A 20776-nucleotide genomic window follows, 5' to 3' on the forward strand; every position below is an offset into this window, starting at 1 on the left:
TCAGGCGGGATCCAGGTGAAACAGCCAGCGCCCGGGGGCGTCGGGTGAGGGGTCGAACCAGTACTGGGAAACCAAGGTGAGAAACACCTCGCGGGGCAGCTGGTCGCGGGGTTGCTCCGGCGGCAGCTTGAGCCCATCGAGCATGCGCCGCAGGTTGGCGGCAATGCCGGCGGTGGGCTTGGCGTAGGCCAGGGCATAGGCCTCCAGATCCGCCAGCTGCAGGCAGCCGTCGCCATCGAGATCCAGCACATCGAAGAAGCCGCCCGCCGCCCGCTCGATGAAGATCCGGGCCTGGTCTGGGACGCGCTGAAAGGCATCCAGCACACGCCCATGGGAGGCCACGAACTCCTGCTCATCCACGCCGCCGCTGCCATCGGCATCGCGGCGCTGCTGCTCGTGGCGGTAGGTGTCCATCAGCAGCCCGAACAGATCCGGGAAGGGGGCTGTGCGCCCCTGCCAGCGGGCCGCCAGGCTGGTGGCGGCAGGCTGGAAATCGCCCTCCAGGCTCAGTTCGCCGTCGCCCTGGCGGTCGTAGAAGCGGAACAGCTGGCGGTAGCGCTGCACCAAGGCCGGCGGCAGGGGGGCTGGGGACTCAGTCATCCGGGAATCTTGCCGGGCGGCGCCCCGGTCCCGGCGGGGCGACCAGCGGAGAGACCTGCCTCAGGGGCTGGTGCGGACCCTTGTCGATCACGTGATGGAGCGACATCACGCGTGATCTCTGCTCATCTCCCACAGCATCCCGTCCGTCGAGATGCGCTTGATCCAGGCCTCTTCGACCCCTGCGCCCCCTTACAGGATGGGTTCTGACTCGGCCCAGTGGCGTTCCAGGTAGAAGGTCAGGAAGCTCCCCTCGGGCAGTTCCCCGTCGTCGGCCAGCTTCACGCCCAGGAAGGTGGTGTAGCCCTGGCAGTTCTGCTGCCAGCACAGCTCCACGCTGAGCTCCTCGCTGGTCAGATGCACGTTTTCATGGAGCGTGAGCAGGAGCAGGCTGCCCTGCTCCAGGGCGGACTCGCCAACCACCACCAGGCAGCAGCCACGCTTGCTGATGTCCCACAGCGACGCCTGCCAGAGGGTGCCGTCGTCGGTGCGGAGGTAGCCACTCACCCCGCAGGGGCCGAAGGGAACCTGATGGCGCGGGTCCTGGCGTCGGCTGCCGCTGCCTAGACGGCGGTCCTGACGGCGGCGACCCGCATCGGGGCGATTGGGGTCACTCCGCTCAGGGTTGCGGCGATCGGCATTGCGGCGATCCGCCGTACGGCGCTCACTGCCGCCTCTCCTGTCAGCGATGGGGCGCCCTGGTGCACGTGCGTCCATAGCCCATCCAGACGACCTGAAAACAAGCTACCCCAGGTGGCGGTTGCTACTGCAGGCAGGGTCGAATAAGTTCACCACTTGAGAGTCGGATCAACCCTTGAACTGGGTGTCGACGGCTCAAGCGGCCCCAGACGCGTGGCGTCCTCAGAGGTTCCGCAGCACCTCCAGGTCCTCCGCGTCGAGGGGGGCCGGCAAGCCGTGGCGCAGCACGTCTGCAAAGCCCTGATCACAGCTCAGCACCGTGAGCAGATACAGCCGTCCCGGACCTGGGTTCTCCAGGTCGTGGATGGCGTCCTCCGGTACCACCACAAAGTCGCCGCCGCGGGCCCGAATGCTCTTCTCGCCCACGTGAAAGTGCACCTCACCCCGCAGCACGAAGAACAGTTCGGCAGCCTGGTGATGGGCATGGGGCGGCACGCGGTCGCTGGGGTCGTGAATCTCCAGGAAGATCGTCGCCGCCGATGGCTGCTCGGGATCGTGCAGCAACGCCAGCCGGCAGTGGTCGTGGTCGCTGAGACGAAAACCCTGCAGGAGTTCGGGGTGAATGAGGCGTGGCAGCAAGGGGGAACCCAGGGCAGGGGTGGGAGATCCCAATCCTGTGTTCAGCGGACCTCCACGGCAATGGCGCTGGATGTGGACCTCGGGACCTGAGCCAGCTCCCCTGAGAGTGTCCCCAGCAGTCCGGCCTGCCCCTGATTCCCGCGGGTTGCGCGTGCCTCCGGCCTGTTCCAGCCAGGGTCATCGCCTCCGGTGAGGTCTGTTCGCCGCCCGGTTGTGACACAACCCAGGCGTTGGGGCTCCAGTTCAGCCCTGCGTTGCCAGCTTGGGGCCTGCCGTAGCCGCTGCCTTGATTCCTCCCCAGAAACAGATGACCGGGATGCTCGGCCACCCGGTGGCGGAGAACCCGATTGATCGCATGTTCGATGCGGTGTATGCCCACTACGGCCTGCCCTGGCAGTTCTGGAAGAACGACATCGCCAATACCGACGATCTGGCCAAGGCGGTCGCAGCCCTCAGGCCCCTCGGCTACCAGGGCATGGCGGTCACCGTGCCCTACAAGGTGGCGGTGATCCCCCTGCTCGATGCGGTGGACGACGATGTGCGCGCCATCGGCGCCGCCAACTACATCACCATCGAGCAGGGCCGCCTGATCGGCCACAACAACGACGGCAAGGGCGTCGTGAAGGCGATCGAGAAGGTGGCGCCGCTGGCGGGCCAGCGGGTGGTGATGCTGGGGGCCGGTGGGGCCGGCCGGGCGATGGCGGTGGAACTGGCCTGGGCCGGTGCCGCCCATCTCACCCTGGTGACCCGGCGCCAGGAGCAGGGCGAGGAGGTGGCGGCCACCGTGACGCGCGCGTCCGGGGTGCCGGCGGTGTGGCAGCCCTGGCAGGGGGAGGTGACGGTGCCGGCGGGCACCACGCTGCTGATGAATGCCACCCACCTGGGGTGCGCCCCGGAGCTGGAGCCGGTGCCCGTGCGCTGGGACACGGTGGATCCGGCCTGCGTGGTAGTGGATGTGATCACCAACCCACGCCTCACACCCTTCCTCACCACCGCGCGGGAACGGGGCTGCCCGATCGTGGATGGCGTGGAGATGCTGGTGCAGCTGGCCATGCAGATCTTCGAGCTCTGGACCGGCGTGAACCCCGACGAGGCGGTGTTCCAGCGGGCCGTGGCGGAGGCGCTGGGCGAGTGAGGGAGGCCGCCCGGCATGGCTGCGCAATGCCTGGGAGCAGGCCCCATCAGGCGCTGCGGCCGTCCTGATAGAGGCCGATCAGCTCGGCCTGGCGGAGCACATGGCCCTCCATGGCCTGGCGCACCTCCGCCGCCGTGGATCCGGCCGGCAACCCCAGCCGGCAATCCAGGGCGCTGAGCTGGAAGCGGTAGTGATGCACCGGCCCCGGGGGCGGCTGCGGGCCGTAGTACCCCCGCCGGCTGAACTGATCCACCCCCCAGCAGGAGCCATGGCGGGCCCCGTTGTCCAGTTCGGCGCTGCGCTCCAGACCCTCCGGCAGGCAGGTGAGCGTGGCTGGCAGATCAAACAGCACCCAGTGAATCCACAGGCCCGGCGGGGCGTCCGGGTCATCGAGGATCAGGGCCAGGGAGACCGTCTCGGCCGGTGCGCCCTGCCACTGCAGCGGCGGTGACAGGTCTGCTCCTTCGCTGGTGTGGAGGCGGGGGATCCAGCCGCCGCTGGGAAAAGCCGTGCTGATCAGCTGCATCGCTTGAGGACATTCCTCCCCTCAGGCTGGACATGGTCCGCTCGATCCGCAGGAACGATCGAGGCCGGAACGGCTCTGGATGTCGATGCAGTCGGCCGGAGGCCATGCTTCTCCGCCTTGCCATGGTTTCTGGCGTGTCCAGGCCCGGTGGGGATGTTCCGCAACCCCAGAACGCTGCTTGCCTTGGTCAACAGCGCGGAGACGGACGCTGGGCCGTTGCCTGTCATCACCCGCCGGCAGTCGAACACCTGGCTGTTGAACCTGGCCACGGCACCGTTGAGGAGGCCGATGGTGTTGAGCTGAACACGAACGGCAGGGCCAGGGGATCTGGATGGGGAACGGTTTGAGGCATCGGTTGGTTTTACCCCCTCTCCCTGTGCAGCAGATCCCTTTCCAGCGCAGGCACTCACACAGCAGAGCACTTGGCACGGCGAAGGCGATCACTCAGATCCCGTCCCCGGTTTGTCCTGCAAGCGACCATCCGATCATCGCCAGCGTCAGGAAACCGGCCCACCGTTGTTGCGGCACAGCTCCCCCAGGATGGGTAGGGTTGAGAAACAATGCAGAAACTGCATGGACGTCCAGGCGCCAGGCCGCAGCGTCGGCGACAGGAGAGGTGATTCCGATCGCCGCGAAGCCAAACGCAGCCATCCCGAGACGCGCCGCAGCCCGGACAACCGGCGCCAGCAACCGCGCCATCAGGTGCCCTTCGGCGCCTGGGCCGTCTCGGGCTTCATCCGCTGCCAGGACGGGAGTAACTGGCCTGTCACCCTCTGGGACGTCAGCCGCCGCGGCGCCTGTGTGGTGGTGATCGGCGAACCGGGCCTCGAGTCCGGCGAATCGGCGCTGTTGACCCTTCACGACATCCTGCGTCCCGAGAGCCTGGAGCTGGATGTGGAACTGTGCTGGCAGTTCCGCCAGGTGAGCCAGACCTTCCTGGGCTTTGAACTGAGCGGCGGTGCTGAACTGCTCGACGACTGCTTCCTGGCCCCCTACTTCGAGCAGAACTGGGCCGAGGGCGATGTCTCCGACGCCGATCTCCCGTAACGCGGACTCTGGCCACAGCAGCGTGCTTGCGCTTCCTTGGTCCACTCCCCTGGCGCCTCAGCCCGCCCCGCGGGGGCGGCAATGCCGTGGAGGCCAGGGGCTGACCCGGCCGGGCCGCAATCATGGCTGGCAGCAGCAGCAGATCGCCCAGGGTGCCATTGGCAATCTGGACTCCGCATCCATTGCCGTCAACGGCGTCGTGAATTGCTGCGATCGGATGCCCTGTGTCCCTGATGGTGACCGTGAGCTGCTGCTGAAACCCACGGTCTGACAGACCGCCGTGCTGTGTCTACGGTTCCGGTGTTGCGTTCCCTGCCCATGACGTTCGGCGACATCCTGCGCATCGTCCTGGCCTTCATTCTGCCGCCGGCGGCTGTGGCCACCCAGGTGGGATTCACGGGTCCATTCTGGTTGAACCTGGTGATCTGGCTGTTCACCTTTGGAGCCCTCGGCCTGCCGCTGCTGGCGATTGCCTGGCCGATCTGCGTGGTTCATGCCATCTGGATCATCGTCACCCGCAAGTAGGGCTTTGGTGCTCAGCTCGCACCGAGATGTAAGGAAAACGCAAGTTGGCTGGGATGATGGCTTCGTGGGGGTTTGCCATTGCAACAACCCCTGTTTGTGGCCTGCCGTTCTCTCCTTCCGGTTATAGGGTGTGGGTTGGTTCCTGCATCAGGACCCTCCTCTCCGAACGCCTCCATGCGAAAGCTTTCTCTCGTCGCCGCAGCAGCCCTGAGCCTGACGGCCATGGCCCCCACGATGGCCCGCGCGGATGATGACGCCAAGATCAACGCCTCGATTGAGCGCCTGGGCAAGATCTGCAAAACCGAGGCTTCGGCTCGCAATGGTGTGCCGATGTCCGACGTGCGGGTTGAACTGGCTGCCACGCTGAAGGAATCCATCGATTCCGGCGAAACCACCCTGAAGGACATCAAGAAATACGGTCTGATGTACAACTACAAGCTGAAGCGCAACGGTGTGGTGCTGCACGGCAGCTGTGATGTGGAGGCCAACGGCACCATCGACCGCATCGAAGAGAACTGAGCAGCGCTCAGCTCCGGGAGATGGCCACTCGTCCCGCTTCAACCCCCGCCGCGGCGGGGGTTTTTTCTGGCATCACCACAGGCCGCGAATGATCTGCACCAGAGCGGCAGCAGGCCAGTTCAGCCTCGTGATGGCACCGGTGGCGCTGCCTTCATCGGACGGTGGTGTCGCCCACCGGCTTGAACAGGAAGCCCGCCTCGCCGGCCACCAGCTTGTAGCTGATCTGGCGGGTGCCGCCGGTGGCTTTGGCATTGGTGTCGCCGGGGCGATAGATCGGGAAGCGCCGCATCAGCGTGGTTTCCACCACGGCGAACTGGTCGTGCCCCATGTAGCCCTGGGCCAGCTTGCCGCTCAGCTCCGGCATGGTGATCGGCAGCAGGGTGTGGCCCTTGCTGGCGCTCCAGGCCATCACCGAGCCGTAGCTGCCGCTGCCGGCACTGGTCACAAACAGGATCAGCTCCGGTCGGCCATCGCTGTTGAGGTCTTCGACCTCACGGCCGCTGAGGGAGCCGAGCAGTTCATCCTTCACCACCGGGTAGGCGTGGCCCTGTTCACTGGCTTTCACCACCAGCTGCTGCACCGAGCCTCCCCCTGTTGTGGTCACCTGAAAGGTGACCCCCTGGAGGCTGAGGCTGGCGGCGGGTGTGGCAGCGACAGCGGCGCCAGTCAGCCCTCCCAGCAGCACCAGCGGGAACAGGCGGGATGCAGAGGCCATGGCAGGTGGAGCCGACCCCTGCAGCATCGCGGCAGAGGACCGCCGCCGCAGCCCCGCTCGGGGCCTTCGCCACAACCGTGCAGCTGAGCCACGCGCGTTGCTCGTGGCTACAACGCTGATAGACGCGATCATCCGATGCTCCGCCAGCTTTTCGGTGCCGCCGCCGGTGCCGCCCTTGCCGCCGGGCTGATGGCCGTGCCTGCCCAGGCGGAGATGGCGACCAGTCAGATCAAGGCCGCCAACCTGGCGCGCATGGAGGCTGAGCGGATCAACGGCGGCCTCACGCGCTACTTCACGGCCAACTGCATGCACCAGAAAGGAGGCGGCAACTGCATGGTGAATGCCGGCCCCGACGGCTACCTGTTCGATTTCCTCGGCGGCGCCCCCGGCTGGGAGGTGACCAAACAGGCCGCCACGGTGCAGACCCGCATCCTGATCTCGCCCAATGGCGCCAGCGTGGTGAACGTGGAGTACAACGGCGCTCCGCGCTGAGCTGGCCGAGCAGATGGAGCGGATCCAGCCCCGTCTGAGCTGCTGACCATCCTCACCTCGCAGATTCATCCACCCCACACACCAGCAGGTCAGCCATCAACGTCTCCCACGGCGGAGGGCAACGGGCATGGCATGGCTGAAGTCCGCGCCTGGTTGCGATCGGGGATCCGCTGATGGAGCCAATTCGAAATTATGAACTGGTATGCCGATCTGCACTGGCCGGTGGTGTTTGGAACGCTCTCCCTGGACTGGCTTTCCCCGCCGATAGTGGGGGTAGAGCCGCGAAGGCTCGATCGCCTCGCCGGCACGGTGGCCTGATGCAGCATCACCACACTCCAACAGCGTCGGCGCCACCGGGTTCGAAGGCCGCCGTGCTCGCCAACTTCTCCTGGCTGGATCGGCTTCTGCCGTTGTGGATCCTGCTGGCGATGGCCGCTGGGCTGCTGCTGGGGCGCCTGGTTCCGGGTCTGCAGGCGCTGCTCGGTGCGGTGCAGGTGGATCACACGTCTCTGCCCATCGCGCTGGGCTTGCTGTTGATGATGTATCCCGTGCTGGCCAAGGTCCGCTATGGCGAACTCGGCCGCATGGCCCGTGATCGGCGCCTGTTGACGCTGACCCTGGGGCTGACGTGGGGACTCGGGCCGCTGCTGATGTTCACGCTGGCCTGGTTGTTCCTGCCGGATCAACCCGCCTTTCGAACGGGGCTGATCCTGATCGGCATCGCCCCGTGCATCGCCATGGTGCTGATCTGGATCGATCTGGCCCAGGGGAATCGGGAGGCCGCAGCCCTGCTGGTGGCGATCAATTCGATCCTGCAGGTGCTGGTCTATGCCGTGCTGGGCACGTTCTACCTGCAGATTCTCCCGGCCTGGCTGGGGCTCGACAGTCAGGTTGTGCGCTTCTCCTTCTGGGAGATCGCCCGGGCCGTTCTGATCTTTCTGGGACTCCCACTGATTGCGGGGTTTCTCACCCGCCTGGTCGGTGTGCGTCTCAAAGGGCGTCGCTGGTATGAGCAGGTCTTCCTACCGAGGATCGGTCCCTGGGCGCTCTATGGCCTGCTGTTCACGATCGTGGTGATGTTCGCCCTGCAGGGTCAGGCCATCACCAATGATCCGGCCCAGGTGATCAGGGTGGCCATTCCTCTGCTGCTGTATTTCGTGCTGATGTGGAGCATCGCCTTCGGGGTCGGCAAGAGCAGCGGCCTTGACTATCCGCGCACCTCGGCACTGGCCTTCACGGCCGCCGGGAACAATTTCGAGCTCGCGATTGCCGTCTGCATCAGCCTCTGGGGTGTCACCTCCCAGCAGGCCCTGGCCGGGGTGATCGGACCCCTGATCGAGGTGCCGGTGCTGATCTCGCTGGTGTATGTGTCGTTGTGGCTGAAAGGTCGCTTCCGCAACCCGGGTTGAAGCTGGATCAGACCCCTGTTGTCATCCGTGCGGTGCTGGTGATCGGCATCACTGAGATCCACAGATCTGGGTGCTGGCGTTGGCAAGAACTAGCGGATCAAAAAGCGCCGCCGAAGCGACGCCTGGAACCCCTAAACCGCCCGACAGGAGCTGCGGGCGGGCACTCCCATCGTGATGCCCCTGGGGAGCGATGCAGGCCATCCACTGGATCAATTCAGCTTTACGGGCTGCGTCTTGATTCGACACATCCGATGGCGAGGAAACGCGATACAAACCGTCGCCCTGTCTGGGCAGACGTTGGGTGCCGGCTGCCAGCATGGGCACACCAGTGACATCACCATGCTTCTGAACCCCTTCTGCCCGATCAGCACCGCCAAGGTGCTGGCCCTGAAGGCCACCGTGCTGCTGCTGCTCACCCTGTTGATCAAGGCGAGGGTTCAGATCCTGACCGGTTCGGCCCTTGGGATTCTTCTCCTGCTGTTGCAGACGCTGGTGTTCCTGGCCATCAGCGGTGGTCTGGTGCTGGCGGCGGGTGGGGCCGCGGTCTACGCCAGCCAGCAGCGCCGATCGTCGCCGGCCTGATCGCCACGGCGATCGCCTTGGTTCAACGGCAGGATCACCAGGCATCCTTAGGGCAAGCGACGCACAGCCATGGGTGATCACAGCAGCCACCAGCTCACGCCCCGCGAGATGGTGCGGGCCCACGCCTACCCGGTGTTGGCGGCCCTCAGCAGCCTGAGCCTGGTGGCCATCGCCCTGTTGCAGATCCCTGGAGCCGTGAAAGCCCACCGCTACAACCTCTGCATCGATGAGCAGGTGAAGCTCAGGCAGGCCGGCAACCTCTCAGGGCAGGACGGCCCTGGCAAGTTGATCTATCTGAAGGCTGTCCAGCACTGCGAAGGCCTCTGATCCGGAGCGGATCACCCTCCGCTCCAGAGCCTGGGCGTGAGGCGCTGGCCGAGCGGGACACCGCTTCAGTTGATCGGTTGCATCAGAATGGGATGGATGCAGACCCCGCGCCGGCCCACGCCCCGAGAGACCACGGAGGCGATGGTCCGCAACATCGGTCGCGAGCTGGGCGAAATCGAGCAGGCGATGGCCCGGTGCCGTGGCGATGCGCTGGCGGAGGCCCGGTTGACCGGGACCTGGATGGCCCACCTGCTGATCAGCAGCAGGGAACTGCTCCACAACCTGCTGATCGATACGGCGCGGAGGCCAGGCTGACTGGCGGCGTCCCTTGCCGCGAGTCACAGCGCCGGCAGCGGCGCGAACACGGTCAGGGCACCCGGCAGACAGGTGAAGGTCACGGGATCGGCCTCCAGGATCTCGCCGTCGATCACCAGCTTCTGGGGGGGATCGGTGCTGATCGTGAGAGTCCGGGCCCGCAGGCAATACAGATCGGGATGGTTCGTGGCCGACTGCACCACGGCTGACGCCATCAGGGAGGCGAGGGCATTGATCCCCTGCAGGCGGGTGGCGGGCGAGGCGATGGTGACCTCCAGCAGGCCGTCGTCGTGGATCACCTGGCCAAAGCCCTGGGCCAGCACGGAGGTGGCCGGCGCCGCGTTGGCCACGGTGATGGCGGCGGCCTGCAGCTCGGTGATGGCGCCGTCGATCTCGATGCGGGCCTGGAAGGGCTGCTGGGCCACCAGCTGCCGGGTGCCGGCGAGCACATAGGCCAGCGGCCCGAGCATGGTCTTGAGCTCCCGGGTGGCCCGGTCCACCATCCCCGCCTCAAAGCCGAGGCCGGCCAGCAGGATCATCGGCACGTCGTTGCAGCGCGCGGCGTCCACCACGTGGGTGTGGCCGGCCAGGATCGTGTCGCAGGCGGCCACCAGATCGGTGGGAATGCCGAGGGCGGCGGCAAAGGCGTTGGCGGTGCCGCGGGGAAGGATGCCGAGGGGAATGCCGGTGCCCGCCAACGCCCCCGCCACGGCCGACACGGTGCCGTCGCCGCCACAGGCCAGGATCATCGTGTTACCTGGCTCGCCGGCCGGGCGGTCCTGCAGCAGATCGACGATCTCCTGGGTCTGCTCGGCCGGATCGCGGTCGGGCTGGGTCAGCAGCACGGTGACCAGCAGCTGCGGTTCGAGGATCGAGCGGATCAGGGCCAGATCGGCATTGGGATCCCCCTGGCCGGCCACGGGGTTGAACAGCAGGTAGGCCGAGCGGCCATGGGCCAGGCCGCGCAGGGCCAGATCGGCGCTGGAGGGGTTGAGCGCCAGGGGGACGTCGGCCAGATCGCAGGCGCGGATCAGCACCCGTGCATCGGGGGGTGTGCCCGCTGGGTCCTGTGGATCGAGGAAGGCCACCACGGCCGCCACGTCGCCGCCGAGCACCTCGGCCGCCACCTGGATGTCGCCGCCAGCGGCCAGGGAGGGCAGCACCCGCAGCGGCATTGCCCGGGTGCGCGGATCGGCCTGCAGGCGCTGGGCCAGGTCAGCGGTGGTCACCAGGGGGAAGCCGGCCACGAAGGCCATCTGCCGATCGAGCCACTGCCGCAGAACCTCGGTGCGCGACGGGCTCGCCAGCAGGACCAGGGCATGGGTCATAGCTGATCACGCTAGTCAGCGGGTCCCGACCGGCGTCGCCGCAGCCCCAGCGCCACACTGCCAAGGCTGCCCCAGAGGGCTACAGCGAGGCCGATGGGATCGCCCTTGGGGAGCGATGCCGCCAGGCCCAGGCCCTGCACCCATCAAAGGGTTTTCGGGAGCCCTTCAGACAGCAAGCGGCGCAGACCCAGCACCGCAAACACCGAGATCGCTGCTGTGGCGCCGAGGTCGCCCCCGATCCCCGCCAGGCTCGGCTCGAATCCCAGGCTGAACAAGCCAAACAGCATCCCCATGGCGAGCAACTGCAGGGTCGGATGCGGGGCCAACCGGGTGGGGGCGGTCATGCCAATGAAGCTCGCCCCCATCCAGGCGGCGGCCAGCGGGGCCGGCAACAGCAATCCGGCCAGCAGCGATGGCAGCGCTGAGCCCAGAACCGCCCCGATGCCGCGTTCGTAGCTGAGCCAATGGCTGAGCTGTGAGGAGACCAGCGCCACCACCAGCAACGCAACCCGTTCTGAAGCCGTGTAGGTGTGCAGCTGGGCTCCCGGGCCCTGCACGCCAAAGGCGAACGTGAGGCCGACGATGCCGAACACCGACAGGAACGCTGTACTGCCGAGCTTGCCGCCGATACCAGCCCAGCTGCTCTGCAGCAGTTCCAGCAGGACCCCCGCCAGCGCACCGGCCAGCAACACCCAGCCGGGGTGAGCGAGCACCCGCTCCGAGGTCATCCCGGCGAACGCACCGCAGTAGATCGCAGCGCCCAGCCCTGTCCAGCGAGGACCGCGACGACGGCCGACCAGCTCGGCCAGACCGCCGGCACTTCCCACGGCAGCGGCGCTGAACACCAGCGGCCAGGACAGGCCGCGACTCAGGGTCAGGACCGCCAGGGCCGCCAGGGCTGCGACGAGCGGTGGGGTGACACCGATCCGGCCCACGCTGCCGTGGTCGGCGTGATGGCGAAATCCCATCAGCACCACCAGGCCCAGCAGCGTGAAGCCCAGCGCCAGGGGAAGAGGAGCGCCGAGCACGAAGGCATCGACATAGAACACCAGCACCAGGCCGGCCATCAGAAGGGTCAGTGGCCTGATCACAGGGAACAGCCGATGGGGTCTCCAGGCTGATGGATCCCATCGCCGACGGTCTCCCGGAGCACGGGTGTTCTCAAGGGCATGCCGCCCAGACTCCTCCACCCCGCACACCAGCAGGTCGGCCATCAACGGCTCCCATGGCTGATGGCACCGGGACTGGCCTGGCTGATGTCCAGTGCATGGGTGGGATCGGGGTCGCGGTCAAGATCCAGCTCCTCGGCCCACACCAGCGGGGAGCAGCGGACCATGGCGAACCACTGCTGGTCGCCCGCGCACCCCTGCGACCTGCGGCCGTGATCCCAGAGGCGACAGGGCGCGACATTCCTGCTAGTACAGGTGTATGCCTGTCGGTGTCGCGATGACCGTCCCGCTCCCCCTTTCCGCCGAGCCCTGCCCGGAGGCCTGGCCCTACCTCGACCAGGCCGTGCTGCAGCCCAGCCGCAGCCGCCAGGTCTGCCTGACCTGTCACTGGTTCCGGCACCACGCAGCAGCCAGCTGCATTCCGCTGCTCACCTGCCGCCTGCACCACGGCCTGATCGCCCATGGCGAGCACCTCACCCGCCGCTGCCAGGGCTGGACCGACGACATGGTGCGGCGGAAGGGCTGGGCGCCGGAAGGGGCATGACCAGCACCAGGGGGCAGGCCGCTGGGGCCAGCAAGCACCCGCCCCTGTCCCCCAAGGAGGGCTGGCTCAGCGACGGCCGCCGCGTGCTCCACTTCCGCCCGACCCACTGGGACCGCTGGAGCCAGCGGCTGGAAGTGACCAGCGGCGAACTGCTGCCGGATCAGCCGGTGCCGCTGCTCAAGAACCGCAGGGAGCTCACCCGTGAACAGGCGATCACGCTGTGGAGCCAGAAGCGCCAGGAGGGTTGGAAGCCCTGCGGACCGCAGTGGTGAACCCGCCGGCTTGCCGTACTGACACCACAAGAGGGCAGGGTTAAACCATAGGTAGACACCCGACCGGGGGTTCACCAACAGCTCCCGCAACCGGTCGCTAGACGCAGTCTTCCGCGCAGCGGTAGGGCCCTCAGCACAGGGGGCCCTTCTTCATCGAGCAGGCAAGCCCACCACGGTGGGGCGGTTGACTGGGTCACCCGTCCAACGAGGCCACCTGGAATGACGTCACGCACTCGGCCGGTGCTGCTGGTGCTTGTGGTGGTGATCTGCCTGGTTCTGGCGGAGCAGATGGCCCGCGGGCTTGGGATCGAGCGCGCCGGGGGCCTGCTCTGCCTGGCGAACCTGGCCACCCTGGTGATCGGCATCAAGCTGGGCTGGCGTCAGGCCCTGCTGGGCGTTGGCAGCCTGGCGTTGCTCACCATCCCGGCGGTGCTCAGCCAGAGCGATCCAGCCGCGGGCACCGTCGTGATGACGCTCACAGCCCTCGCTCTGGGCCTGAGCGCCCGCTGGCAGCTGCAGCCGGTCTTCTGGCTGATGGTGGTGAGCCTCTGCCTGCTGATCACCAACAGTCCACTGACAGCCACCGCCACAACCAGCCAACTCACGAGGCTCGTCATCGGCGTACTCGCCTCAGGCAGTCTCACCACCCTGCTGCTCAGCAAGCTGTTGCCCCGCCAGGACGGGTCAGGCACCCCAGGACCTTTTGCGGTGGCGCACAGCTGGCGCCGCGCCCTGGCCTATGGCGCGCTGCTGGCCGCCACCACACTGATCACCACCCCGATCGCCCTGCAGCACCACTGGCACATCAATGGGCTTTGGATGATCCTCACGCCATTCCTGGTGCTGCGGCCGTTCGTGCGGGATGCCTGGAGGGTTGCCCTGCACCGCTCCCTGGGAACCCTGGCGGGCGTTGGGCTGGTGATCCTGCTGGCCCCGCTCCTCCCCCCCACCCTGCCCCTGCAGGTGCCGGCCATCGCCATGGCGGCGATCACCGCTGCGATCGCCGCACGCCAAGGCCATCCAGCGCTGATGGTCACCGCTCTCACAGCCACCATCGTGCTGTTCAACAGCAACGCCGCCGACCTGCCGCTGATGGCGGACAAACGTCTGCTGGCCTGTGCCATCGGCATCGCCATCAGCCTGGGCGTGATGGCCCTCGCCCATCCGATCGAGCAGCGCTTCCGGGCAGTCCGGACAGGACAGGAGCTTTGATCACCTCAGAGTGACTCCTCCAGACTCGTCACGGGTGGCTGTCTACGGAGGTGCCCTGAAGGCAGCCAGCGATTCCGTTGAGCGTTCCAGACGTCCCTGGCATGGGGGATGCAGCAGTTGGCGCCAGCTGCTTCAACAGCTGGGCCTGGTGCGGGAGCCTGGTCAACTCCTGACGATCAGGGCCACCTCAGCCCTTCCTCGAAGGTCGCTCAGCACGTGGGGCCGCCCCTCCGCCGAGTGACCAGCAGGGTCAAGAGAATGGCTCTTCCCTGCACGTGGGGTCATGGCGGTTGAGGAGCGCAGTGCCGGACCGACCCGGCGCATCCTGCTCACGGGTGGGAGCTCGGGGATCGGTTTTCAGGCGGCGACCCTGCTGCTCCAGGCTCGTCACCGGCTCACCCTGCCCTGCCGGGATGCCACCACTGCCGCGGTCCTGCGCGAGCGCCTGGACGGCCGGATTACAACCCCGATCTGCGATCTGGCCGATCTGAGCAGCATCCAGGGCTGCGCTGAATCCCTGCTGGCAGCGGGCGAGCCCATCGACACCTTGGTGCTCAACGCCGGCTTGCAGTACAGCGGCGCGGCCGAGCCTCGCTGGTCGGCCCAGGGGTTTGAACTCACCGTGGCGGTGAACCACCTGGGCCACCAGGCACTGCTGCAGCAGCTGTTGCCCCTGCTGATGCGGGGCACGGCTCCGCGGTTGGTGGTCACGAGCTCAGAAGTGCATGACCCAACCACCGCCGGAGGCAAGGTGGGCCTCCCGGCCGGGCTTGGTGATCTTGCAGGGCTTCGCCAGGGTCCAGGGGCGCCGATGCTGGATGGCAGCGGTCGCTTCAATGCCGAGAAGGCCTACAAGGACAGCAAACTCTGCAACCTGCTGATGGCCAGGGAGGTGGAGCGGCGGCTGAGGGAGCAAGGCACGCCGCTGCCGGTTCTCGCCTGGAGCCCAGGGCTGGTGATCCCGCGCAGCAAGGGCGGCTTCTTCCGCTACAGCCGCCGCCATAACCCGCTGGGCCAGGCGCTGTTCTCCCTGATGGCCCGCGATCTGCTGCGGCTCACCGAAACGCCCGAGGGAGCTGGCACCCTGCTGGCCAGCCTGGCCAGCACCCCACCGCCGCAACCCAGCGGTTTCCAGTACTGGAGCAACCGGGTGCTGGGCCCAGGTCGGCTGCGTTTTGAGGTCAGCCAGCCCAGTGCAGAAGCTTGCTCAGACACCCTGGCGCGGCAGCTCTGGGATCTCAGTGCCCAGATCGGCAGCCGCTGAAGCCGGCCCAGATCGGGAGCCGCTGAACCCGATCTGGCCGAAAGCAGGAGCCAACCCACGTTTCATATTTCTTCACACTAGAGTTCAGAAAAGAGGAGCTGCCAATGAATGACCTTCTGGCCGTGGTTTACCTGGTGTGCTTTGCGGCCATCGCTGGCGGTGCCTTTGCTCTGATGACCCAGAACCTGCGCAGCGCCGCAGGGCGGAACTCTTCTCCATCGCCTCGCCAGCGCGGCAGGACCCATCCAGAGGCTCCCCAGCCCGGAGATGAGGTTCTGTATGCCGACTTCAGTCGGGAACGCCTCGAGCAGCTGTATCAGCAGACCCCTTGAGGCCTCAGGGCTTTGAGGTGGCCCCCCATTAACACAACAAAGCCCGGAGCATTGGCCCCGGGCATTTGTCTGCTCAGCCGTGGTGCCGTCCCAAGGGGGTCGGGCGCAGCTGCGCGATGGTTTTTGCTTGGCAATAGCCGTGATCGTCAGATCAGGGAGTTTTCGGTTGTGGTCGGAGCTGCCGGCGCTGGCACCTGGGGCCAGGTGTCAATCGGGACGTTCCGTTAGGTCCGGGGCACCTCAGGCGGTGCAGTGGACGGCGACAGGGCTGTTCAGTCAGACCAGCGACACGCCAGGGACGTCAGAGATCCGTCGAGAGTGTTGGAGCAGGGGCCGGATCGTCAGCGCGCTCCTGGTGCCTGGCGGGGTGGCGTGTCGTCCATTGCGGGCGCCTCCTGGGGTGATGGGCTCAGCCTCTCGCTGCTGGCAGCCCTGGGCAATCCGTCATTCCACGCATTGCTCCAGGGGCCGAGCCGGAGCACGGTGGATTGTTTGGGGCTCGGCCCCCGGCCGGGGCGAATAGACCTATCGGCTCCGGGCCGCTGTCTCTCCGCTCCATGCCAGAGCGGTGGTTTCAGTCCAAGCTGCGGGAGTGGCACCGGGCGAGCCAGCGGTAGGCGTAGCGGGGCTGATGCCGTTCCCGGCGGCCAGCTCGGCGAGGCTCCGGCCGTGCTCCATGGGCTGGGTCACCAGCCGGAGACGCCCTCTCTGGTTCCGACGAGCATGGGGTTGGCTATCGGTGGGTGTGGGAGATCGGGATGGGTGGGTTGCGCCTCAGTACGTAGCGGCCTCACACCCCCATGTCAGCTGAAAAATATCCAGCGACAGTCATGGATACTGACCGAACCTGCTCACTAGAGCACCAAGAATGCGGCCAGACTACTTTTTGATCAGCTAACAGTCAAGAAGCCAAAAAGCTTTGGTGATGCGTTCTCGATTGGTCAAGTCTCGAGGGAGTTGGGGGCGGTGCAGGCACGATGATCGCCAGCCTCAGTTCACATCTGCCGGAATGACTGCGCCAATCGGTTGGCTGACCTATGTTGTGGTGAACGTGTTGGTCGTGGCTGTTTGAACGCTAACCCCGGCAGCCAGGCCTTCAGTGATCTGGGCGAGGAGCGCCGTCTCACGGAGCTCCATGACCATGGCGTCCTGGATCAACCCAGCAATGCCCAGCTGGATCGGATCGTGTCCCTGGCGGCCGAGATCCTCGGCACGCCGATCGCCCTGATCTCCCTGGTGGACCGTGATCGCCAGTGGTTTCTCAGCCGCCGGGGCCTGGAGGCCCAGGAAACCCCGAGGGACATTGCCTTCTGCGACCACGCCATCCGCTCCGACCGGGTGTTCGTGGTGGCCGATGCCCTCAACGACTCCCGCTTCCAGGGCAACCCCCTGGTGCAGGGCGATCCCAAGATCCGCTTCTATGCCGGCGCTCCGCTGATCACCGACTCCGGCCAGCGGCTGGGCACCCTGTGCGCGATCGACCGCCAGCCCCATCTGCTCACCCCCTACCAGGAGGACCTGCTGGCCCAGCTCAGCGCCATGGCCATGCACGAGATCGCCAACCTGCGACGGAGCCGCCTCTGCGGCCTGACTGAGGTCCTGACGCGCGTCGCTCTGATGGAGCAGGGGGAACAGCGGTTTCAGCAGTTCCGGCAGGAGGGAAGGTGCCCGGTGCTGGTCACCGTTGTCCTCACGGGCCTGCGCCCGCTCAATGCCCAACCGGCTGGTGTCACCACTGCAGACCGCTGCCTGCAGCAGGTCGCCGCTGTGTGTCGGGCCCACCAGGGAGCCACCGGAGTGCTCGGCCGCAGCGGACACGGCGAATTCAGCCTGCTCTGGCCGGACGCGACCGAGGTTGAGCAGCACCTCAGCGCTCTGAAGGGGGCCGTGGAGGCGGCCGCCCAACCGCTGCGCACCAGGGTGGTGATCACATCGGCACAGCCGGAGTCCTCCAGCTTCGACTCCCTGCTGCAGCAGGCGGCCGGCACCCTCAGCTGAATCACAGCCATGGGTCAGTCACCACTGCAAGGGTCATCACCATCGGGACCGCCACAGTACCGGCGCCGCATCCAGACGTTGCCTGTTGTCGTCCTGGCGGCAGGCCTGCTCATCAGCACTGGATTCGCCATCCAGAACGTGGTGTTCAACCGTCGCTTGCACGAACAGGCTGAGATCGCCCTGCTCAATGATGTGACCGACTCGCTTCGGATGCATACGTCAGCGGCCACCGCAGCGGTGGTGAGCATCAGCGCCATGGCCGAGGCCAGCGGTGGGCTCATGCCCGAAGGCTTCATCCACTACGCCCAGACCCTGAGCCAGACGTATCAACTTCCTGAGGGTGCCCTGGGTCTGGGGTATGCCCGCTACGTGACGCCGGCCACCAAGGCCAGCTTCGAGCGCGACCTGTCGGTCTTCCACGGCGATGCCCTTGTGATCCGGCCCGCGGGACTTCGGCCGGCCTATGCCCCGGTCACGGTGCTGGAGCCGATGAATCCAGGCAACCGCAGGGCGATCGGATTCGACCTGCTGAGTGAGCCCGTCCGCCGGCAGGCCCTGCTGCAGGCGGCGCAGAGAGGAGCCCCAGTCGTGACCGGGAAACTGCAGCTACAGCAGACGCGATCTGGGGAGCGATTGCCGGCCGTCATTCTCTACTCCCTGATCCGCCGGACCTCTCCAGCCATCCCGTCGCCCTCTCCGTTGAATCCGTCAGCCGAGCCGTGGGGCTGGGCCAGCTGTCCGATCCTCATCCAGGAGCTGATGCAGGAGAGCCTCAGGAAAATCAACAACCCCAACCTCCAGGGCTCGACAATCCTGGTGTTCGACGGGGTTCGTCCCAGCGGTGAGGGGCTTCTGTATGACCCCATGGAGATGTATGGAACCCCGAGGCTGAGCGATCCCAACTACCAACGCCTTTCCTTTGGTGAGCGCCAATGGCTGGTGGGAGTTCAGCTCACGAGAGCCCTGCCGGGGCCGGACGGTCTGCACCCGAGCCAGGGCCTGATCCTGCTGGTGGGTGGACTGCTCTCCATTGTGGCCAGTCTCGTGAGCCGTGAACTGGTCACGAGCCATCGACAGACGCTGGAGGCTCTGCAGCAGGTCTCCGAGGCGGCCGAAGAGCAGGCCATCTCAGCGGCCGTCTTCGAGGGAACCGTGGAAGGGGTCGTGATCACCAATCCGGAAGGACAGGTGATCTCCGTGAACCAGAGCTTCACCCAGCTCACCGGCTACACCAATCTCGACCTACGGGGCAAATCCCTGCGGATTCTGCGCTCAGGCAATCACGATTCCAGTTTCTATCAGGACCTCTGGCAACAGTTGCTGCGCGATGGCAGCTGGCGCCATCAGATCTGGAACCGCTGCAAGGATGGGAAAATCCAACTCCATGACCTGAGCATCACCACCATTACCGACAGGCATCTGCGCACCCTGTACTACTTGGCGATGTATCAGGATGTCACGGCCAAACACGAGGAACAGCAGACCATTCTCCACCAGGCCACCCATGATGCCCTGACCGGCCTGGCCAATCGAACGCTGTTGGTCGATCGCCTGGAGCAGGCCCTGGCCATGGCCCAGCGCTACGGGTACATGGTTGGTGTGATGTTCATGGACCTTGATGGATTCAAGGCAGTGAACGATAACTTCGGCCATGCCATCGGCGATGATCTTCTCATTGCCGTCAGCAAGCGCCTTCAGGACTTTCTGCGCAAGACGGACACCCTCTGCCGCCAGGGGGGCGACGAATTCGTGCTGCTGCTACCCCAGGCTCCTGATCTCGACAGCCTGATGAGCCTGGCTGAACGCATCCGTGCGGCCGTGAGCCAGCCTTACCACGGTATTCATCCCACCGTGGATCTTCGCATCTCGGTGAGCATCGGTATCTCGCGCTGGCCGGAGCACGGGGCCGATGCGGATGCCCTGATGCTGGCCGCCGACCGGGCGATGTACCAGAGCAAGCATGGTGGGGATAGCCTTCCCATCGTGGCAGCTCCGCTCCAAGGTGCCACATCAGCCTGACCTCGGTGTTGTGTCTCTGACGTGGACCCTGGCCCAGTACGGTGATAACGCCTTGATTCGCCACCTTGAATGGGGACAACCATGAAATGCCCTGCACGCGTGGTTGTGACCGCCGCCCTGGCCCTGGCTGCCGCGGCGTCGCTGACTCCTGTCCGTGCCGAGTCCGTGGCGGCTGACGCACTCATCAAGGCAAGAAGCAACTGCCTTGCGTCTGTGGCCAAGGTGGTTGGTCTTCCCAGTAATCGCTTGAAGGTGATCCGGCAGACGAGCGATGCCTCAGGCATCAGCGTTGATCTGAAGGTTCCCAACGCGACAGCCCCCTGGGGCTGCCTGACGGATCGAAAGGGCAAGGTGGAGGACGTGCAGTTCAAGGGATCGGAAGGCGCCCTTTGACATCGGCTGACTGTTCTGCAACGACCATGGCCAAGGCCCGGGAGGTGGGGACTCAACAGGGCGGTGCCTCGGTCGGCGAGGCCATGGCGGCTCCTGCAGGGAGCTGACCTGATCCCGTTGGGTGGAGCCCGGTCCTTCAGGCTCCTGCCCGTCCTGTTAGCGAATCACACCACGGCTGATCTGTCTCCGGCTGAGGGCTTGAGCTCATCGAGCAGCGTGCGGGTGAGAGCCAATTCGCATCGGGTTGTGGTGATGCCATAGCCGGTGCCCTGGAAACCCACGGACTTGGCATAGGCACACACCGCCCTGCGAGTGGCGCGGAATCCCTCGGCCTGCTTGGCCGGGTCGCTGCTGGTGCGGTAGAAGCCGGTGAGATTCTCCCGCCAGAGAGCCTGGAAGGTCGGTCCAGGCACCTGTTGCGCTTCCTTGGAGACCCCCAACAGGGCCTGTTGCAGGCGGCGATCGCTGGCTTCAAGGGCCTTGATCAGACAGCGGGTCTGCTCCCCCGTGGCGAGGGAGTCGGGGCATGGAGGTGCAGCGGAGGACGGGAGCGGAAGCAGGGGGACCAGGGCTCCCAGGAACGACAGAAGAAGGACCTGACGCATCGGCAGCTCACGGATGACATCCCATCTAGCTGTTCTGTCTCAGCAGGTTGTTCAGCTGACAAGGGGGTGTGAGGCCGCTACGGGTTGAGGTGCGACCCACCAACCCCGACCTCACGCCTCCATGCATAGCCACCCCAATGCCCGCCTGACACAGCGAGGCCGGCTCCGGCTTG

Annotated in this window: 26 protein-coding genes; 16 read left to right on the plus strand and 10 right to left on the minus strand. The window is 66.3% G+C overall.

The annotated features are described in order from the left end of the window. The 3 genes from ACLV7J_RS02520 to ACLV7J_RS02530 form a co-directional block, all read right to left on the minus strand. Entirely contained in the window at positions 1 to 600 is a 600-nt protein-coding gene (locus ACLV7J_RS02520) for an EF-hand domain-containing protein (RefSeq protein WP_411867536.1), read from the minus strand. A 189-nt stretch (positions 601 to 789) separates the two neighbouring features. Continuing rightward, positions 790 to 1314, minus strand: a complete 525-nt coding sequence (locus ACLV7J_RS02525) for a PilZ domain-containing protein (RefSeq protein WP_411867537.1) — start codon at positions 1312 to 1314, stop codon at positions 790 to 792. 144 nt (positions 1315 to 1458) lie between these two features. After that, positions 1459 to 1875: a cupin domain-containing protein gene (locus tag ACLV7J_RS02530; RefSeq protein ID WP_411867538.1), complete on the minus strand. Its 417-nt coding sequence runs from the start codon at positions 1873 to 1875 to the stop codon at positions 1459 to 1461. Between the two features lie 307 nt (positions 1876 to 2182). Here ACLV7J_RS02530 and ACLV7J_RS02535 point away from each other — a divergent pair, with 307 nt between their 5' ends. Further along, the gene (locus ACLV7J_RS02535) at positions 2183 to 3010 is read left to right on the plus strand and encodes a shikimate dehydrogenase family protein (RefSeq protein ID WP_411867539.1); all 828 of its coding nucleotides are present in this window, start codon (positions 2183 to 2185) and stop codon (positions 3008 to 3010) included. Between the two features lie 46 nt (positions 3011 to 3056). On the opposite strand, the gene ACLV7J_RS02540 is transcribed toward ACLV7J_RS02535, so the two are convergent. After that, positions 3057 to 3536, minus strand: coding sequence for a YbhB/YbcL family Raf kinase inhibitor-like protein (locus tag ACLV7J_RS02540; RefSeq protein ID WP_411867540.1), 480 nt, complete (start codon positions 3534 to 3536; stop codon positions 3057 to 3059). A gap of 573 nt (positions 3537 to 4109) precedes the next feature. Here ACLV7J_RS02540 and ACLV7J_RS02545 point away from each other — a divergent pair. The 3 genes from ACLV7J_RS02545 (at position 4110) to ACLV7J_RS02555 (ending at position 5627) form a co-directional block, all read left to right on the plus strand. Then, positions 4110 to 4583 (plus strand): PilZ domain-containing protein, encoded by a 474-nt coding sequence (locus ACLV7J_RS02545; RefSeq protein WP_411867541.1) that lies wholly within the window; start codon positions 4110 to 4112, stop codon positions 4581 to 4583. 318 nt (positions 4584 to 4901) lie between these two features. Beyond that, positions 4902 to 5108, plus strand: coding sequence for a YqaE/Pmp3 family membrane protein (locus ACLV7J_RS02550; RefSeq protein WP_411867542.1), 207 nt, complete (start codon positions 4902 to 4904; stop codon positions 5106 to 5108). Positions 5109 to 5282: 174 nt separating this feature from the next. Next, entirely contained in the window at positions 5283 to 5627 is a 345-nt protein-coding gene (locus ACLV7J_RS02555; protein ID WP_411867543.1) for a hypothetical protein, read from the plus strand. Between the two features lie 151 nt (positions 5628 to 5778). Here the strand turns inward: ACLV7J_RS02555 and ACLV7J_RS02560 are convergent, their stop codons facing one another. Next, positions 5779 to 6342 carry a hypothetical protein gene (locus ACLV7J_RS02560; RefSeq protein WP_411867544.1) on the minus strand — a complete coding sequence of 188 codons (564 nt, stop codon included), beginning with the start codon at positions 6340 to 6342 and terminating at the stop codon, positions 5779 to 5781. A 135-nt stretch (positions 6343 to 6477) separates the two neighbouring features. Here ACLV7J_RS02560 and ACLV7J_RS02565 point away from each other — a divergent pair, with 135 nt between their 5' ends. After that, positions 6478 to 6834 carry a hypothetical protein gene (locus ACLV7J_RS02565; protein WP_411867545.1) on the plus strand — a complete coding sequence of 119 codons (357 nt, stop codon included), beginning with the start codon at positions 6478 to 6480 and terminating at the stop codon, positions 6832 to 6834. Positions 6835 to 7151: 317 nt separating this feature from the next. After that, complete coding sequence (gene arsB / locus ACLV7J_RS02570) at positions 7152 to 8243, plus strand: ACR3 family arsenite efflux transporter (protein WP_411867589.1); 1092 nt, start codon at positions 7152 to 7154, stop codon at positions 8241 to 8243. A gap of 48 nt (positions 8244 to 8291) precedes the next feature. Here arsB and ACLV7J_RS02575 read toward each other — a convergent pair whose 3' ends face one another. Beyond that, positions 8292 to 8561 (minus strand): hypothetical protein, encoded by a 270-nt coding sequence (locus tag ACLV7J_RS02575; RefSeq protein WP_411867546.1) that lies wholly within the window; start codon positions 8559 to 8561, stop codon positions 8292 to 8294. Positions 8562 to 8582: 21 nt separating this feature from the next. On the opposite strand from ACLV7J_RS02575, the gene ACLV7J_RS02580 reads away from it, so the two are divergent. From ACLV7J_RS02580 to ACLV7J_RS02590, 3 genes are all read left to right on the plus strand, one after another. Continuing rightward, complete coding sequence (locus ACLV7J_RS02580) at positions 8583 to 8825, plus strand: hypothetical protein (RefSeq protein ID WP_411867547.1); 243 nt, start codon at positions 8583 to 8585, stop codon at positions 8823 to 8825. Between the two features lie 69 nt (positions 8826 to 8894). After that, positions 8895 to 9152 carry a hypothetical protein gene (locus ACLV7J_RS02585; RefSeq protein WP_411867548.1) on the plus strand — a complete coding sequence of 86 codons (258 nt, stop codon included), beginning with the start codon at positions 8895 to 8897 and terminating at the stop codon, positions 9150 to 9152. Positions 9153 to 9293: 141 nt separating this feature from the next. Then, on the plus strand, positions 9294 to 9467 hold the full coding sequence (locus tag ACLV7J_RS02590) for a hypothetical protein (protein WP_411867549.1): 174 nt from the start codon (positions 9294 to 9296) through the stop codon (positions 9465 to 9467). Between the two features lie 23 nt (positions 9468 to 9490). On the opposite strand, the gene ACLV7J_RS02595 is transcribed toward ACLV7J_RS02590, so the two are convergent. The 3 genes from ACLV7J_RS02595 to ACLV7J_RS02605 form a co-directional block, all read right to left on the minus strand. Continuing rightward, positions 9491 to 10795, minus strand: coding sequence for a diacylglycerol kinase family protein (locus tag ACLV7J_RS02595; RefSeq protein ID WP_411867550.1), 1305 nt, complete (start codon positions 10793 to 10795; stop codon positions 9491 to 9493). A 143-nt stretch (positions 10796 to 10938) separates the two neighbouring features. After that, positions 10939 to 11862, minus strand: a complete 924-nt coding sequence (locus ACLV7J_RS02600; protein WP_411867551.1) for a hypothetical protein — start codon at positions 11860 to 11862, stop codon at positions 10939 to 10941. A 146-nt stretch (positions 11863 to 12008) separates the two neighbouring features. Then, on the minus strand, positions 12009 to 12131 hold the full coding sequence (locus ACLV7J_RS02605) for a hypothetical protein (protein WP_411867552.1): 123 nt from the start codon (positions 12129 to 12131) through the stop codon (positions 12009 to 12011). A 110-nt stretch (positions 12132 to 12241) separates the two neighbouring features. On the opposite strand from ACLV7J_RS02605, the gene ACLV7J_RS02610 reads away from it, so the two are divergent. The 7 genes from ACLV7J_RS02610 (at position 12242) to ACLV7J_RS02640 (ending at position 19998) form a co-directional block, all read left to right on the plus strand. After that, positions 12242 to 12508, plus strand: a complete 267-nt coding sequence (locus ACLV7J_RS02610) for a galactose oxidase (RefSeq protein WP_411867553.1) — start codon at positions 12242 to 12244, stop codon at positions 12506 to 12508. Beyond that, positions 12505 to 12780, plus strand: a complete 276-nt coding sequence (locus ACLV7J_RS02615) for a DUF1651 domain-containing protein (RefSeq protein ID WP_411867554.1) — start codon at positions 12505 to 12507, stop codon at positions 12778 to 12780. The genes ACLV7J_RS02610 and ACLV7J_RS02615 overlap by 4 nt, the downstream gene beginning before the upstream one ends. Before the next feature lie 219 nt (positions 12781 to 12999). Next, complete coding sequence (locus tag ACLV7J_RS02620) at positions 13000 to 13992, plus strand: FUSC family protein (protein ID WP_411867555.1); 993 nt, start codon at positions 13000 to 13002, stop codon at positions 13990 to 13992. Positions 13993 to 14275: 283 nt separating this feature from the next. Next, entirely contained in the window at positions 14276 to 15256 is a 981-nt protein-coding gene (locus tag ACLV7J_RS02625) for an SDR family NAD(P)-dependent oxidoreductase (RefSeq protein WP_411867556.1), read from the plus strand. Between the two features lie 1400 nt (positions 15257 to 16656). Continuing rightward, on the plus strand, positions 16657 to 17586 hold the full coding sequence (locus tag ACLV7J_RS02630; protein ID WP_411867557.1) for a GAF domain-containing protein: 930 nt from the start codon (positions 16657 to 16659) through the stop codon (positions 17584 to 17586). A gap of 9 nt (positions 17587 to 17595) precedes the next feature. Further along, positions 17596 to 19605 carry a diguanylate cyclase domain-containing protein gene (locus tag ACLV7J_RS02635; protein WP_411867558.1) on the plus strand — a complete coding sequence of 670 codons (2010 nt, stop codon included), beginning with the start codon at positions 17596 to 17598 and terminating at the stop codon, positions 19603 to 19605. A gap of 105 nt (positions 19606 to 19710) precedes the next feature. Then, positions 19711 to 19998, plus strand: coding sequence for a hypothetical protein (locus ACLV7J_RS02640; RefSeq protein WP_411867559.1), 288 nt, complete (start codon positions 19711 to 19713; stop codon positions 19996 to 19998). 164 nt (positions 19999 to 20162) lie between these two features. Here ACLV7J_RS02640 and ACLV7J_RS02645 read toward each other — a convergent pair whose 3' ends face one another. Further along, positions 20163 to 20603: a lysozyme inhibitor LprI family protein gene (locus ACLV7J_RS02645; protein ID WP_411867560.1), complete on the minus strand. Its 441-nt coding sequence runs from the start codon at positions 20601 to 20603 to the stop codon at positions 20163 to 20165. Between the last annotated feature and the right edge of the window lie 173 nt (positions 20604 to 20776).

Source organism: Vulcanococcus limneticus LL, from assembly GCF_943369875.1.
In the GTDB taxonomy this organism is placed as follows: domain Bacteria; phylum Cyanobacteriota; class Cyanobacteriia; order PCC-6307; family Cyanobiaceae; genus Vulcanococcus; species Vulcanococcus limneticus_A.

Bases quoted from the DNA above. Each gene is read 5' to 3' on its own strand.
- ACLV7J_RS02605 (WP_411867552.1), bottom strand. From the start codon at position 12,131: ATGGTCCGCTGCTCCCCGCTGGTGTGGGCCGAGGAGCTGGATCTTGAC.
- ACLV7J_RS02580 (WP_411867547.1), top strand. From the start codon at position 8,583: ATGCTTCTGAACCCCTTCTGCCCGATCAGCACCGCCAAGGTGCTGGCC.
- ACLV7J_RS02615 (WP_411867554.1), top strand. From the start codon at position 12,505: ATGACCAGCACCAGGGGGCAGGCCGCTGGGGCCAGCAAGCACCCGCCC.
- ACLV7J_RS02525 (WP_411867537.1), bottom strand. From the start codon at position 1,314: ATGGACGCACGTGCACCAGGGCGCCCCATCGCTGACAGGAGAGGCGGC.
- ACLV7J_RS02635 (WP_411867558.1), top strand. From the start codon at position 17,596: ATGGGTCAGTCACCACTGCAAGGGTCATCACCATCGGGACCGCCACAG.
- ACLV7J_RS02645 (WP_411867560.1), bottom strand. From the start codon at position 20,603: ATGCGTCAGGTCCTTCTTCTGTCGTTCCTGGGAGCCCTGGTCCCCCTG.
- ACLV7J_RS02575 (WP_411867546.1), bottom strand. From the start codon at position 8,561: ATGCTGGCAGCCGGCACCCAACGTCTGCCCAGACAGGGCGACGGTTTG.
- ACLV7J_RS02585 (WP_411867548.1), top strand. From the start codon at position 8,895: ATGGGTGATCACAGCAGCCACCAGCTCACGCCCCGCGAGATGGTGCGG.
- ACLV7J_RS02595 (WP_411867550.1), bottom strand. From the start codon at position 10,795: ATGACCCATGCCCTGGTCCTGCTGGCGAGCCCGTCGCGCACCGAGGTT.
- ACLV7J_RS02560 (WP_411867544.1), bottom strand. From the start codon at position 6,342: ATGGCCTCTGCATCCCGCCTGTTCCCGCTGGTGCTGCTGGGAGGGCTG.
- ACLV7J_RS02540 (WP_411867540.1), bottom strand. From the start codon at position 3,536: ATGCAGCTGATCAGCACGGCTTTTCCCAGCGGCGGCTGGATCCCCCGC.
- ACLV7J_RS02550 (WP_411867542.1), top strand. From the start codon at position 4,902: ATGACGTTCGGCGACATCCTGCGCATCGTCCTGGCCTTCATTCTGCCG.
- ACLV7J_RS02565 (WP_411867545.1), top strand. From the start codon at position 6,478: ATGCTCCGCCAGCTTTTCGGTGCCGCCGCCGGTGCCGCCCTTGCCGCC.
- ACLV7J_RS02610 (WP_411867553.1), top strand. From the start codon at position 12,242: ATGACCGTCCCGCTCCCCCTTTCCGCCGAGCCCTGCCCGGAGGCCTGG.
- ACLV7J_RS02520 (WP_411867536.1), bottom strand. From the start codon at position 600: ATGACTGAGTCCCCAGCCCCCCTGCCGCCGGCCTTGGTGCAGCGCTAC.
- ACLV7J_RS02600 (WP_411867551.1), bottom strand. From the start codon at position 11,862: ATGGCCGGCCTGGTGCTGGTGTTCTATGTCGATGCCTTCGTGCTCGGC.
- ACLV7J_RS02620 (WP_411867555.1), top strand. From the start codon at position 13,000: ATGACGTCACGCACTCGGCCGGTGCTGCTGGTGCTTGTGGTGGTGATC.
- ACLV7J_RS02625 (WP_411867556.1), top strand. From the start codon at position 14,276: ATGGCGGTTGAGGAGCGCAGTGCCGGACCGACCCGGCGCATCCTGCTC.
- ACLV7J_RS02555 (WP_411867543.1), top strand. From the start codon at position 5,283: ATGCGAAAGCTTTCTCTCGTCGCCGCAGCAGCCCTGAGCCTGACGGCC.
- ACLV7J_RS02535 (WP_411867539.1), top strand. From the start codon at position 2,183: ATGACCGGGATGCTCGGCCACCCGGTGGCGGAGAACCCGATTGATCGC.
- ACLV7J_RS02590 (WP_411867549.1), top strand. From the start codon at position 9,294: ATGGTCCGCAACATCGGTCGCGAGCTGGGCGAAATCGAGCAGGCGATG.
- ACLV7J_RS02545 (WP_411867541.1), top strand. From the start codon at position 4,110: ATGGACGTCCAGGCGCCAGGCCGCAGCGTCGGCGACAGGAGAGGTGAT.
- arsB (WP_411867589.1), top strand. From the start codon at position 7,152: ATGCAGCATCACCACACTCCAACAGCGTCGGCGCCACCGGGTTCGAAG.